General features: G+C 39.3%; 10 protein-coding genes. 2 read left to right on the plus strand and 8 right to left on the minus strand.

Annotation, left to right across the window (positions count from 1 at the left end; translation table 11 throughout):
- Positions 1-134 precede the first annotated feature (134 nt).
- A complete protein-coding gene (locus ACHRVX_RS20500; protein WP_395335683.1) occupies positions 135-1,070 on the plus strand; it encodes a family 43 glycosylhydrolase in 936 nt (311 codons plus the stop codon).
- A 179-nt stretch (positions 1,071-1,249) separates the two neighbouring features.
- The gene (locus ACHRVX_RS20505; protein WP_395335783.1) at positions 1,250-2,602 is read left to right on the plus strand and encodes a sialate O-acetylesterase; all 1,353 of its coding nucleotides are present in this window, start codon (positions 1,250-1,252) and stop codon (positions 2,600-2,602) included.
- 501 nt (positions 2,603-3,103) lie between these two features.
- On the opposite strand, the gene ACHRVX_RS20510 is transcribed toward ACHRVX_RS20505, so the two are convergent.
- The 8 genes from ACHRVX_RS20510 to ACHRVX_RS20545 form a co-directional block, all read right to left on the minus strand.
- Positions 3,104-4,534: a sialate O-acetylesterase gene (locus ACHRVX_RS20510; protein WP_395335686.1), complete on the minus strand. Its 1,431-nt coding sequence runs from the start codon at positions 4,532-4,534 to the stop codon at positions 3,104-3,106.
- Positions 4,535-4,601: 67 nt separating this feature from the next.
- Complete coding sequence (locus ACHRVX_RS20515; RefSeq protein WP_395335689.1) at positions 4,602-6,071, minus strand: GDSL-type esterase/lipase family protein; 1,470 nt, start codon at positions 6,069-6,071, stop codon at positions 4,602-4,604.
- Positions 6,072-6,130: 59 nt separating this feature from the next.
- The gene (locus ACHRVX_RS20520) at positions 6,131-7,147 is read right to left on the minus strand and encodes a LacI family DNA-binding transcriptional regulator (RefSeq protein WP_395335691.1); all 1,017 of its coding nucleotides are present in this window, start codon (positions 7,145-7,147) and stop codon (positions 6,131-6,133) included.
- 70 nt (positions 7,148-7,217) lie between these two features.
- The gene (locus ACHRVX_RS20525) at positions 7,218-10,571 is read right to left on the minus strand and encodes a glycoside hydrolase family 2 protein (RefSeq protein ID WP_395335694.1); all 3,354 of its coding nucleotides are present in this window, start codon (positions 10,569-10,571) and stop codon (positions 7,218-7,220) included.
- A gap of 246 nt (positions 10,572-10,817) precedes the next feature.
- Entirely contained in the window at positions 10,818-11,840 is a 1,023-nt protein-coding gene (locus ACHRVX_RS20530; RefSeq protein ID WP_395335696.1) for a family 43 glycosylhydrolase, read from the minus strand.
- A gap of 74 nt (positions 11,841-11,914) precedes the next feature.
- Complete coding sequence (locus ACHRVX_RS20535) at positions 11,915-13,420, minus strand: BACON domain-containing protein (RefSeq protein WP_395335698.1); 1,506 nt, start codon at positions 13,418-13,420, stop codon at positions 11,915-11,917.
- Between the two features lie 35 nt (positions 13,421-13,455).
- Positions 13,456-13,995 carry a hypothetical protein gene (locus ACHRVX_RS20540; RefSeq protein ID WP_395335700.1) on the minus strand — a complete coding sequence of 180 codons (540 nt, stop codon included), beginning with the start codon at positions 13,993-13,995 and terminating at the stop codon, positions 13,456-13,458.
- 105 nt (positions 13,996-14,100) lie between these two features.
- On the minus strand, positions 14,101-15,243 hold the full coding sequence (locus ACHRVX_RS20545; protein ID WP_395335703.1) for a glycoside hydrolase family 99-like domain-containing protein: 1,143 nt from the start codon (positions 15,241-15,243) through the stop codon (positions 14,101-14,103).
- Between the last annotated feature and the right edge of the window lie 17 nt (positions 15,244-15,260).

Below are 15,260 nucleotides of genomic sequence, written 5' to 3' on the forward strand. Positions count from 1 at the left end.
GCCTAGCCGAAAGCCGCATATTATTCATAGACAGCAACAAGTTTTACACAACTTTGCAAACTAAACCATTGTAAAAAAAGTAGTTTACCAACCAGATCAATTAAATTGCCAATACCCAAAATAATAAATTTGCCATGAAAAAAAATAATTATTTGATATTTTCATTCTTTATTACTTTTATTTGCACCTCTCAGAACCCTGTAATAAAATATCCATTCACTGCCGACCCATCCATTCATCAATGGCGTGATGGCAAGTTTTACATTTACGGTTCCCATGATAAGGACATTCCAGGCAAATGGGATATGGAAGACTACCACGTATTTTCTTCAGATAACCTGGTCAACTGGACAGATCACGGAGTAGCCTTAAAAAGTTCACAAACGACATGGAGCGGTCCATTTTGGGCACCCGATGCTGCAGAAAAAAACAGTCATTTCTACCTGTACTTTCCCCAAGGTGATCATATTGGGGTAGCAGAAAGTAGCTCACCTGTCGGCCCGTTCCTAAATCCAATAAGTCTTTATAGAAAACCCGATGGCTATCCCCAGGCGTATGATCCTGCTGTTTTTTTCTATAAAGGCAAGAATTATCTGATCATATCGGAAAGAAAGAGCCTCAATACGCCGTTCTATGCTGCTGTATTTACATTAAAAGAAAACATGGTTGAGATAGAACCTAATTCGAAAGTTGAACTTTCCTTAGGTGATAAATTTCACGAGGGCCCTTTTGTATTTGAAAGAAAAGGCAAGGTTTATATCATCGGTGGCGGTTACGCTTCCTTGCGCTATTGGATGGCTGATGACATTTCCGGACCTTTTGAGTACAAAGGAGATTTTTTTTCTGGCAACGATACATTCACAATTTCAAAAACGGCCCACGGTTCTGTTATTGAGGTGCAAGGACAATATTATCTTGCTTACCATTATGATGTCTTCCCAGGCGGGCCCTACCAGCGAACCTCGTGTATTGATTACCTGAATTTTAACCCCGATGGAACAATTAAGGCAATGACACCAACCCGAACAGGGGTAAAGCCCGTAAATTCACTCCCAAAATTAAATAAATAATTTAACACCGCATCATATTTTTGATATAGTCCAACGCAACAAAAAATAACAATTATAAAAATAAATATCTTTAAATAATGAAAACAAGACATCTTAAATCAATAAATTTCATAGCCTTCCTGCTAATCTTTACAAGTCTTCAGGCAAAAATTAAACTTCCATCGGTGCTGGCTGATAACATGGTATTACAGCAAAAAACGACAACCAAATTATGGGGATGGTCTAAGGAAAGTACCGAGATAAAAATAAAAACCTCATGGGATAAAAAATCATATACGACAACCTCAGACAAGAAGGGGAACTGGATTTTATCTATTAGTACACCTGTCGCAGGCGGACCTTATCAGATCACTATTTCTGATGGCGAAGTACTGATTCTCAACAATATTCTTATAGGAGAAGTTTGGTTCTGCTCAGGGCAGTCCAATATGGAAATGCCTATGCGTGGCTTTGATCGTCAGCCCCTGAAAGATGCAAATGTTGTAATTAGCAAGGCGAAGGCAAAAGTGCCAATAAGAATGTTTATCACAGACTCCAAAGATGGCAGCTGGGTAAGACAAGGAAGTAAAAAACCTTCTGAAGATATTCAGGGAAAATGGCTGGACAATTCACCTGAGAATGTAGCCAACACCAGTGCAACAGCTTATTATTTTGCCCAATATGTGCAAGAAGTCCTGGATGTTCCGGTAGGTATAATAGTATCTTCTCTAGGAGGTTCAATGGTCGAAACTTGGATGAGCCGTGAGGCAATTGCGCCCTTCAAAGAAGTAGATCTTTCTATTCTTGATAACCAGGACCCAATAGATAAAAAGCTTAGCACTGCCCCATGCGTAAATTATAATGCAAAAATTGCACCCTTGACCAATTTCGCTATTAAAGGCTTTTTATGGTATCAGGGAGAAAGCAATTGTAAAAATGCTGACCTGTATGCTAGGCTGATGCCTGCCTTTGTTAAAGATTTACGCAGCAAATGGAATATTGGGGAATTTCCATTTTACTTCGTCCAAATAGCACCATTCAATTATGAAGGAGCAAACGGCACTTCAGCAGCCCGACTCCGTGAAGTTCAACTTCAAAATATGAACGACATACCAAACTCCGGAATGGTCACTACAATGGATGTTGGTCATCCCACTTTTATTCATCCAATGGACAAACAAACCGTTGGTGAAAGGCTTGCTCTATGGGCGCTCGGTGCTACATATGGCCGCAAGGGTTTTGGATACATCCCTCCGGTTTATAAATCAATGGAGAAAAAAGAGCAAAAGATTTACATCAACTTTAATAACGCAGATCGCGGTATTAGCCCAATGTGGACTGATTTAAAAGGATTTGAAATAGCCGGAGACGATAAAGTCTTTTATCCGGCAAAAGCCGAAATTGAAACTGCAACTGCAAGACTTGCCGTATCCAGTGATAAAGTGCCCGATCCGGTAGCTGTCAGATATGACTACAAAAATTATGCAGAAGCCAGTATTTTTGGATTATCCGGAATTCCTGTAGCCCCTTTTAGAACAGACGACTGGAAGTAAGAAATAACTGCAAGGTAAAAATAGGTATGGCACACTGAGGTATAAATATGGGTAAAACCACCTATTACTTTAGTTGGAAAGATATTGAACTCAATTTTGAAGTTCAATTAGTATTTAATAATAAAGTCCGCTTTATTGAGCGGGCATATGTTTTTTAGTTAATTAGGTTGCTCCATTTGTCCCGTATTTATTCTCTCTTCAAGAATAGGTACGGGACTTTGAGCAATTTCAAATATAACTACACCGTTCTTGAACGAACTTTTTCATCGGTAATTCAAAAGAGATTCAGCAAAATTTCAAAGTTATAAATGGAAGCTCTTTGCTTTCTCAGACTTTCAATGACGGTTCAATCATTAAATAAAAAAACCTAACACAGTTATCCTGTATTAGGTTCTATTTTAAATTCGCAGTAACGTCTAATAGAGAATCTTATTTAAGGCTACTGCCTACATTGGCTTGAATAAACAATTTTTTGTAACAAAGCGTCGCAGTCATTACTTATCATTTTGGTTTTGTAATACCGGGCCAATCATCTGTTCTAAAAGGCGCCGCGGGAAAGCCTTCTTTGTTGAAAAAGTTCACCCCTTGTGGATTGTCCGCCCATGCATATCTTACCGAAACAGGATTTGCTACCTCTGCACTGCTCACTTCTACAGTATTGTTATTTATTATAACGGCACTGGCATTTACAAATTTCCTGTCCTCTCCCGCGATAGTGAAATACTTTAAATGATCTGTACCTAATGCCTTTAGTCCGCTACCTGTGTTATCAAATGACAAAATAATTTTATTTCCTTGTATGGTTTGGGAGCGAAAGATCGGACCGGTGACAATACCGTTTAATCCATAGATAAGTTTTTCAGCGGCCAAGGCTGACCTGAAACCGATTGGTTTTTTTTCTTTAGGATGCAAATCCTCATTGCTGTTAATATCAATTGTAGTAACCAGGGCTGTAAAAGAAGTACTTGAAGCCATAGCTTGTGCTTCCCGTAGCTCTGCTATATTACTTTGCTGCGGAACATCAACTGCCTTGTTATAATTAGGAAGCTGAATTATAATAAAAGGCAATTTGGGTTTTTTAAATTTGTCTCTCCAATCAGTTATCAATGCGGGCAAAAGTGTTCTGTACTGATAGGCACGGTTTGCATTAAATTCTCCCTGATACCAAAGAACTCCTTTAAAGGCAAAATTGGTCAGAGGAGCCAACATCGCATTATAGAGTAACATCGGATTGTATTGTTCGCTCTTATTTTTTGGCTGGTCGTAAAATGCAGGGAAATCTTTGAGGCCCTCGCGGCTAATCCAAGCCTCAGCCAGTGAAGCACTATAACTTGTATTGATAATACCTATTGGTATCTTAAGCTTTTCCTGTAAAGTATTGGCAAAAAAATAGGCAACAGCGCTGAAATTCCCTAACGTTTGCGGTGAAGCAGCCTGCCAGCCCGTATATAGTTTAATATCGATGCGCACCGTATCGGAGGCCTGCTTACCTACTTTGAATTGGCGGATCTGATCATTGGTCGAATTTTTATAATCCTCCGCGTATAAAGTTCTGTCAATACCTCTTTCCATATTGGACTGTCCCGAGCAAAGATAAACGTCCCCTATCAATATGTCTTGAACCGTAATGGTATTACTTTCCCCTTTTACTACCATTTTATATGGTCCTCCTGCTTTGTGGCGATCCATTTTCACAGACCAATTACCATTAGCGTCCGTAACGGCCTGATATGTTTTTTTATCAAATTCTAAAGAAATTTTCTCACCCGGATTGCCCCATCCCCAAACTGGAATAGATATATCGCGTTGCAAAATTAAATGATCCGCAATCAGGGCGGGTAGTCTGACAATGGCAAATCCCCTGTGTCCCAAGAGCAGTACAATCAAAAATATCAAGTTATACCAATTTGTATTTATTTTTCTTCTTTTCATAGTGTTAGTTATAGTTTATTAGCTATTCGTATTCACAGGAATAAATTCCTGTTAAAATATTGCCGTATTATTTGTTATCTGACAGTTTTTTTTCTTGGACAATAACATCGGTAACTGCCCTGGCAAGAAGAGCAGCACCTTTCACATTTGGATGTATTTCGTCTACAAATAAATCCGGATGTCCATCTGTTACTAAATGAAAATCAATGGTAGCGATTTTATTTCTTGTAGCTACTTTTTTAATCAAGGGAATAATTTGCTCGGTTATCGTTGTATCGCTTATACCAAATCGCTGGCTATATGCCTTAATTGGGAATCCTATATAAATCTTAGGATGAGAAGAAATTCTTTGCAAAGAGTCAATCATAGTTTGCAAATCATCTTCAAAACCTTCTTTCTTTTCCCAGTTATTGGCCTTACTATCATTGGTACCTAGCAAAATGACAGCAATATCAGGACTGAAATTTAAAGCTTCTTTCCACGAGGGTCCATTCATATAAGGATTATTACCTTTTTTTAATAGTGTATTTCCGCCTGCCCCAAAATTCATCACCCAGTAACCGCTGCCCAACAACGATCCCAACTGAGATGGATAAGAATCGTTTAAACGATTTGGAATTCCACTGCCAAATGTAGTACTATCCCCAATAAAGGCGATTCGGACTATATTTTTGCCCGGGGCTGTAAAGCTACGGAGCCAGTTGCCAAGTTCCTGCTGCACTTCCTTATGATAGGCAAATGATGTCTTACTGTAACCCCATCCATGACCGCCCGAGGGATAAACATAAAGTGAAGAGGGAACCTGATTTTTTTTAAGTGCTACGTAGTAGTTAACCCCGTTAAGAGGCTCTACTTCCAGATCATCATCCGATAGTGCAACAAATGCCCTGGGCGAATAACGATTTACCCAGAGGTCGTTACTATAAAACTTCTGCTTATCTTCTGCCACTTCCTTTCCCAGTAAATTCAGACGGGATCCCCCATGTCCTATGCTTTTTTCCATGGAGATCACTGGATAAAAAAGGATTTGAAAAGCAGGACGAAGCATGGCCTCGCTGTGAGTAGATACCGTAGAGGCCAAATGACCGCCTGCGGAACTTCCCATTACCCCAACATCATTGGGATTTATATTCCATTGTTTTGCATTTTCCTTGACAACACCAATCGCCTTAGAAGCATCCGAGAAAGGAACTTCGGGATTTCCCAGCGGCATACGATACTTAACAACAATAAGGGCAATTCCCATATTGTTAAAAAAAGGAGCCCACTCATAACCCTCATGCTCCAGTGCCAGATGATCATAACCACCCCCTGGAAAAGCTATAACAGCGCGTCCTGTTGCAATAGAAGAATCTGGAAGGTACACCCTTATAGATGGTTTATAATTCTTTTTGGCATCATCAAAAACCTGGCTCTTATCGACACCATTGCTGTTGGGAAGCCCCTCTGGCCACAAATCAACATCAAAAGTTTTTTTCTGCCCTAAAATTGTACTAAAAACAAAAAGCAGCATTCCCAACGTTAATATTTTTCTCATTTTACTTTATTAATTGTTTCAAATGTTGGCTAGTGATCATTGAATTATTTCTACTTTTTTTACTTGGTCATTGATGATTCTCGTATTATCAACTTGGTCTGTAAAACTAATCTTTGATCATTATGATCAGCATTGTTATTATCGAGCAACTCAAAGATAATTTCCATAAGTTTTACACATATTTCGTAGACCGGTTGTGATACCGCTGTAATTGAAATGTCGGAAATCTTAAACATTTCATTGTCATCATATGCAATAATTCCCAGTTTGTTCCGCCAGCCGTTATCAAATACCTCCAGGCCGCTTTGTGCAAGATAATTGGTAGCAAAAAAAACGGCATCCAGGCCACTTGGCTGTTCTAAAAAATTTTTAATTAATTTCTGTGCGCTCCCGTCAAATATTCCATCATAGGGAACGCGCAGTACATTCGGTTGTAAACCACTTTCAATGATTGCTGTCTCATAGCCTGATAGACGGTCTTTCATTTGAGTCTGTTCCGAAATTGTGGTAATAAATCCAATGTTTTTAAATTGATTCTTAACCAAATGCAGTGTTGCCTCCAGTGCAGCGCGATGGTTATCCACAACAATGCTGGAACATTTCAGTTCTTCAAAAAAACGATCAAGTAACACCACCGGTATGTTCTCGTTTAACAACTCTTCAATTGTGTTCTGCAAACCGGGAGAAGGAACAATAATGAATCCGTCCACCTGGTTCAGTTTGAAAAAATTAATTAACTCCTTTGATTTTTTATCATCATTTGCATTACTGCAAAAAATCACCTTGTATCCCTTACTGAATATCATGTCTTCAAAAATCCTTGCTACTTTTGAAAAAAAATTATTCGAAATATCCTCCATCATAAAAACCAGGTTTCTGGATTTTCCTGTGCGAAGGCTCTGAGCCACATGATTGGGCTTATAATCGATCAATTTGGCATATTCCAAGACCTTTTGTGAAAGCTCGTTGGAAATATGCATTTCTTGCGCCTTTCCATTTAAAATAAATGAAACAGTGCTGATAGAAATCTTAAGTTCATCAGCAATATTCTTTATGGAAACCTTTTTACTTTTCATTAGAAAAATCTTTTTTAAGAAATGTGAGCAAGCAAAGCTTGAATTAGTTTTCAAATCGTTATCACACTCTTTATGGTTTCTCTAAGGCTGAACCTAGCTCAGAAAGAAATGCCGGCTGACTGCTTGTGAATCGGCCATGAAATTGCCATTTGCCTTTACCGCGCACCACTTTTATGAGAAAATGATTCCAGCCCTGTTGTAGTTTAAGTGCTTCTGCTACCGCCTTAATATTGTCACCTGATCCCGTGTTTGTCTTTTCAATAACAAGTTTTCCATTCAACCAAACCTGTATTGCCTGATCTCCCGCAGCCTCGAAATTTACAACCGGAATATTCGGCTCGATTAAAAGATCCTGAAGTGACCTTGGACTCGATATCCAAAAACTTAAATAGGCACCAGTATTTTCCTTAGGCCCATCAAAATCTACTTTTGTAAAATCGAATAAATTATTTTCAACCGAAACAATCCTCCACGGCTTTCCATTTACAGGTATATCTGCCTTAATCTTATCAACTTCAGAGGGTTTTACCACATTTAGTTTTGCAGCTTCATCAATGGAATTTACCGGAAAGCTTCCCGCTGCCAATACTTTAACTAAATCACCTGTCTTTGACATGGGTTTTCCGGCGTTTGCACTTGTTTCGAGCGGAATTCCCATATTTGACAAAATTTCTCTAACCATTTTTTCTCCTTTGGCTAATCTCGGGGACCCAGGCAAAGTGGTCACAATAAGTTGGCCTTTATCTATATTTTTGCAAATCATTACCGCACCCTCAGGTTTGCTTTCCAATTCAGAACGCAAAATCATAGCAGTCTTGGCATATTCTGGCTGCTTGTTCCATTTCAGCCAATCCGTATCATTCATTTTTAAAAGCACCTGACTTTCTTTCACCAAAGCACCACTTAATCCATTTTTAACAATATCTGCCGGAATAAGTTCCGAAAAATACATGTCCGCCGCTGATAGCCCACTTATAACTTCATGATCTGTAGCAGGTAACAAAGATGATGCTGAGCGATTTGTTAATTCAATTGGCGCTGGAAGGAGTTTATTTAATTCGGTCAGCTTTTGGGATCCTACTCCCCAAACCACAACTTTTCCTCCCTTTTGCAATACTTTGGAAATGGTCTCTTTTAAAGATTGATCAGGAGGTACCACTCCATCAATAAATAATATAGCAGGGATTGCCTCTTTATCCATTCTGCCAGTAGGAACACCAATTCTGTTAAGTTCTGAATTTAAAACACTTCCCGAACCTGCAACAACTTTTAAAGAAGTTACGCTTTTTACTATTTTATCTGCTTTTGATGTCGGACTGGCATATACCCATTTTGTAGCAAGCGGGGTTTGCGCTGAAGCATCCCGAATTGCATCAAATAAAGGCCATGTTTGATAAAGTGGAAGAGAAGTATCATAACCGGGGTTAAGCGTTGTAGAATATGGACCTAAGCGTTCTGGTTGTACTCCAGGTTTGCCCTCCTGAAATTGCGTAAAATAAATTCCTTCTTCCAATGAAGGAGCAACACTTAAATTTTTCTTTCCTAACGCAAGGGGTTTTAGTCCATACCATACTAAGTTAAAAACACTTTGGTAGGATGCTTTCCTTTCACGCTGGGCAACAAGTGATTTATAGGATGAAGCCGCTACACCTTCCATTCGTCCCTGAAACGATTCATATGCACGTACTCCGTTAGATTCCGAAACTTGCTCCGGTGTTCCGTAATACGCATTCCCAGCTTCTCCAACTCCCCAAGGTTTAGTACTTTTTTCTCCTCTTGTCATTGCATCAAGACCTCCATAATGAACCAGATAAACAGGTAGTTTTCCTTCACCATCATCCTCGCCATCAGCAGATATCCACGGACGCGTTACGTCATTTTCTCTGCATATTGATGCCCAAATTTCATAATAACTCACCAGTTTTTCTTTCATACCGGGCGGGTTACGCATAACTCCTCTGACAATTGGCATTACTTCATTGGAAACACTCCACCCTATTACGGCTGGATGATTTCTATCTCTTAATATTAATTCTCTTAAATGTGTCTCAGAATCTTTCCAATACGCATCTGAATTCAATTTAGGTCCCCCGTCACTTGCCCAAACTGCCGTTTCGTCAAGTACCAATATTCCCATTTCATCAGCCATATCCAAATAAAAGGAAGGATACGGTTGGGCGTGTAAACGAACAGCATTCAGATTAGCATCTCCAATAGCCTTGTACCAGGCCCACGCATAGCGTCTGGTCATTTGTGGTATGCCCATAAAATGCCAGGAATCACCTTTCATGACAACAGCTTTACCGTTCAAATAAAACTTACCATTTCTTAATGCCGTTTGTCTCCATCCAAAACGGGTATACTTACTATCAATGGTAATGTCTTTGCTTTTAGCATTAATTGTTAATCCATATAAATCTGGTTGCTCGGGTGACCACTCACTTAATTCACCGTTAACAGCCGCGACCAGTTTAATTTTCAATGTTTCTTGCGCCTTTAATTTAACGGTAGCCGCAGGAAATATAATCGATGCCTTTTTTTCTGTATCGGAACCTGGCAGCGGCATTCCCATCCCATCTTTTTTAAGTAACCATTTGAATGCACCAGACTCCAAATTTAAACTAACTGATTTTTGTGACTTGTTAACCAAAGTTACTTCAACCTCCAGCTTTTTCTGGTCTACAAGCGGCTGTACAAATACATCTTCAATGCTCACAAGAGGTTTTGATACCACGTAAACATCCTGCCATATGCCCACTATATGCTGCCCCCAAAAAGAACCTGCTTGATAGGTTCGCCTTCCAAAATCGCTTCGTTGATCAAAAAGGGAAGGTTTTCTAACTCCAATTAACAACTCATTTTCCTTACTAAACTGCACAGCATCTGTGATGTCAATGTCAAAAGGCAGGAAAATTCCAAAATGCGACCCGACTGCTTTTCCGTTTAATATAAACTCTGCATCACCTGCGAGAGCTTCAAAGTGAAGCATTATACGTTTGCCTTTAAAGCTTTCAGGAACAGTAAATTTTTTCCTTAGCCATCCCATTTTTATGTCTTCCCAATCCTTTGGATAACTTGGATAGGTACGGAAATCACCGCCTTCTGATTTTTTATCAGCAAAACTATTCACGTTCCAAGGAGAAGGTATGCGCACAGCGGTCTTTGACCATTTGTTGTTGTCTGCCCGAGGTAAATCCGGGCACGGATCAATGCTCTCCTTAAATGAAGGGGCAAGTTTAATTGGTTGAAATTCCCAACTGCCATTCAGACATATATCATCTCTGTATGGCTTTTCTGCAGCTTTCACGAAACTTTCACTTGGAGCAAAGGTTTCGTTGAAGGTAATACTGGATTTTTGCTGGCCGTAGCTTACGGTCATCATTAATAACAGTATAATAAAAAAACATTTTTTGAAATCTTTCATTATTAATATTTTATTATAATTATATTTTTTCATTTGTTTAGTACTTGTAGCTCAAATTTCACATAACCAAAATATTTTGTAGACAATAGCCCTGCAACAGTTGCGACACATGTTTTATGTGGATAAAATTAACACCCTACTAAAAAGGCAGTTAATTTCGTTGAAAAATATTTTTCTGTCTCACCGGCAAGACATCGGGCCAGTGAAGCGCAGTAGGTTTCTCTTTTTTAGCTTCAAAAATTTATATTAATTTTTTTTATCTTCAACTTGACGTTGAACTATCCCTGTTTGCGTAATTTTTTGGATCGTCCCATCCTTATTAAAGTTTAACTTATCTACCGCTATAGAGCGAAGATTGCCTCTGCCTGAAAGTATACTATTGTGATAAAAAGCATACCATTGTCCCTTATATTCTACAACCGAACCATGACTTGTATCGCAGCCCGTAGAATCCAGGTACACACCTCTATAAGTCCAAGGGCCCAAGGGCTTAGTGCTGGTTGCATAACTTAGCCTGTTGGCTCCCTTATTTCCTTGCCTATGGTTGTCTGCATAAGTTAAATAATAAATTCCTTTCCTTTTAAAGACCCAGGTCGCTTCATGAAAGTCTTTTAGTCCCTCCATAAAGATCATCGGAGAAGCAATCTCGCTCATGTTATCCTTTAATTTACCGCCTGCACACCGCTCACCACCCCCGTAGTAAAAATACGCCTGCCCATCCTCATCTATAAAAACACAAGGATCTATCATGGCATAATTATCATCCCCAAGTTCAAGATAACCCACTACTTTAAAATCGCTGGCGAGCTTTTTACTGATGGCAATTCCAACTTTCCATGTTTTATTCCATTGTGTTCCACTTGGATGAGGAAAGTAGAAGTAATACATCCCATTTTTATAGGCGCAATCCGGCGCCCACATAAAACCTCCCTCTTTGCGTCCCCAGGGAACTTGTGAAGCGCGCAGAATTTCACCGTGGTCTTTCCATTGAACCATATCATCTGTGGAAAAAACATGATATTGATCCATAAGATCGCAGCCACGTGGAGGATCTACGTCATGCGAAGGATATACATATAATCTGCCATCCTTCCAAACGTGCGCAGAAGGATCAGCGGTATACATATTGCGTATAAAAGGATTCTCTGCAGTTTTCTCAGTTGCCTTTTGCATCTTGCATCCCAAAACTAAAGAGTTGCAACACATCAGCATTATGTACTTCATCCAGATGCAAATCGGCCTTTTTGTATTTACTTTGAAATTTTTCATAACCTTTCTCCCTTCCTTTTTTTAAGACAGGTCAAAGAACCAGCATAACTGGTCCTATGAACTAATTATTATTTTTATGGACAATTTGTAAATCCGAAAGTTGCCTGTTGGGGACAGATATTGGTACCCGAAGTCCAGGAACTCCACTTCAGGTTCGATTTCATATCCTCAGGAATTTCTCCTTTAAGCTTGTTTGCATTTAACTTAAGGGAGTTCAGAAGAATTAATTTTCCAAATATCCCAGGGGCAATCGTTCCCGTGAAATTACAATTCTGTAATTCCAGTGTAGTGAGTCCCGTTAGATTAGCTAGGCCCTCAGGAATACTACCGCTAAGGGTAGTAGAGGATTGGAAATTTAACGTTTTAAGCGACTTTAAGGTGAACACTACATCGGGTATCTGAGTAAGTTTACTTCGACTCATTATCAGTGTCTGTAATTTGGTAAGATTTCCTATTGAAACAGGTAGCCTCCCGTCTGTATTGTTTATCAGATTAAGGTTAATGCTTAATATTTCAGATAAATACCCAATCTCTGTTGGGACAATACCTATTAGTTTCCTGTCTCCCAGATTAATATTGGTAACCCTATTGACACCTGCCACACTTGTAACTGTAACCCCGTTCCAGTCCGTTAAATTCGCTCCGGCCAGTAAAGGTTTATCAATATTCCATTTAACACCGCTCCAAGCCGCACCGTTCAAGGAGTTGTAAAGGGCAATAAGTGCTTGTCTGTCCAGTTCAAGACCCGCAAGTCCGCTTTGTTTCAGATACAGGGTAGCGCTAGCTGTTCCAGCTGTGATAATAATCTCACCTGTTCTCTCTGGGCCATTATTGGCCGGTACACTTATCTTTAATTTATTATTATCTTTTACAGCGTTGATCCACGGTGCACTTACCGTCAAGCTCCAAGGCGTGCTTGAGGTAACATTTGCCTCCTCACTTACTGCTCCTATTGGAAATTCAAAATTGGACTTGTCCACTCCGAATGCAGCCGCTTCCTGATTAATAAGCACTATTTTCTCAACACCGACAACCTCTCCTGAAATTGTAATTTTGGCTTGTCTTGCTGTTGTTTGAGCAGTTGAATTAACAACAATTTTTACCCCGTCTCCCGCTTTTGTAACGGTGCACCATGTCTTTGAATCACTGCTTGCCTTCCACGCCAGATTGCTGGTAACTTTTAAGTTTGCCTCACCACCGAGATCCTTAAAATTATATTCCGACTGCTCGACAATCAGTGTCGGTACATCACCGTTTTGTGTGATGGAGACCGGTCTTTTCAGACCGCCAATGCTGGCACTTACCAAAATCTTTGCGGTTCTCTTGAAAACGGTGGTATTCTTTTCCATTGTCAGTACCACATTATCACCTGCCCTCACTGCTTTACACCAGGACTGGTCACTTGTCGCAAACCAGTTTATGTTACAGACAACAGGGATTGTTCCTTTTTCATCCGTATTTAAATACTCGTAAGCGTCCTTACCCACTGCTAAAGATGTCTGCTTCGCAGGTTGTTCGGTTTCAGCACATCCCGATAAAATACCCGAAATTACCAATACGAAAATTATTAATTTTTTCATGATATAAAATGTTGAATAGTTATGTAAATCAATTACTATTGCAGGTCTTTTTTATCTTTGGCAAAACGAATATTGTCAATTTTAAATGTTACCGGTACATCGGTTTTCTGAAATAGAATGAAGTAATTGAAATGCGTTGCATCAAAATCTCCACCTTTATTGGATTGCTCGCTAAGTTCCAGGATTACTTTATTCCATCCATTTTTAAGCTCAAGGTCTTTAAAACTCAAACGATGCGAATTAAGTTCCAGTTTTCCAGAGCTGGAAATCGCCACAAATCCAGGTGATTTTTTTACAACTTCCACATCAGAGACAAATAGCCAAAAACCGATAAAGCCGCTCTTACCCTCCAAAGTAGTGTTGATGGCCGGTTCAAATACTTTCCTGAATCGAAATTCTCCTATACCTTCGGACTGCAGAGAATATTTTCCTTCCTTGGCATCCTCTGACAATGTAACGGGTGTTTTTCCACTCCATCCTTTTAGTTCTTCACCACGATCGGCTATTACAGCTTGAGCATTGGATTGAGAAAGGGCACATAAAAACATTGCGGTAATTAAAATAGATTTTTTCATTTTTATTTTGGGTTAGTTAGTAACAAACATTATTATAATCTAGCAGGCACTCCAAACCGATTTATAAAAAGCGGGGCAATCAGCCAGTATATTTTTGCCTTTCTTTTAGGGGTTTAATTTAAATTCCTGTCTGGTGACATCCAGGTACAAGTCTCCATAACTTTCTGCAGATTCGATCTGAGAATCAACCCTCCATTCATTGAAAGAATCAATAAATATAAGTCCGTTATCAGGTGCACTCTTTTTAGCGATATTGCAGAAATCACGGTAAAAATTGGCTTTTTCGTCTTCGCTGGCGCCTCCTGCATTTCTTCCCAGAGGCAGGTTTTTACTTGATGGATTTAAGATCGTGTAATTAAAACCAGGGGAAATGGAAGGAATAAAATCAATATTTACTCCCTTTAAATAACTTTTCCAATATTGCCAGTTTTGATCAACTAGCTGCGGAAATAGATACACTCGATCAGGTGAATCCCCTGTGTCGACCATTTTACTTTCATACATAGCATCCACACACTTTTCAAAACGAAAATAAAAACGTTGCGGGGGTGACCATCTGTCCTGCATTCCCACAATATAAAGATCAAAGCCCTTTGCTTTGACTCTTCTTCTCAACTCGGCATAGAGCGCCGGATTATCTTTCGAGGATAAATTCTGCGCAGGGGTAATAATGATAAGTGGTTTGTCATTTACTTTCTGATAGTTCGGCAGTTTGAAAAAATTGGTCATTCTCTCAAAATCCTTGTAAAACCCTTCGAGATACGAAGGAAAGTTTTCAATCGGTGCAGTATTGGTAATTGGCAATTGTCCAGCTGCCGTACTGCTACCAATATTTAAGTTATAAGAAAGCGCAAAATGCATATCACCGCCGCCAGGCGCATTCAAGAAAGACCTGACAAGAAGAGAATCCTGAGTGTAACTACTAAGATTGCCGTTTGCTGATCGCAGTGAGAAAATAAAATAATTTATTTTGGCTTTTGCTGCCTGTTGTATATGGCTGGCCATAACAGCTGGAGCAGGCACGCCATTTGTAAAATTATATTTGCCCACACTAGGAACCTCCAAAATTGCAGGATTAAAATTTCCATAATTGATATAAAATGCCCCAAGGGTATAATCTTTTGTTGCGGGAATTTTTTCAATTTTATAATTTAAAAAATTGTCATCAATGCCGGGGTCCTTATCACATGAAAAAAGTGAGGTTAGTAAACAAAGACCAAAGGCTATATATGTGAAATGTCTTTTCATCAGTACGCAATTAATTT

The organism is Flavobacterium sp. FlaQc-47 (assembly GCF_044006475.1).
Taxonomy (GTDB): domain Bacteria; phylum Bacteroidota; class Bacteroidia; order Flavobacteriales; family Flavobacteriaceae; genus Flavobacterium.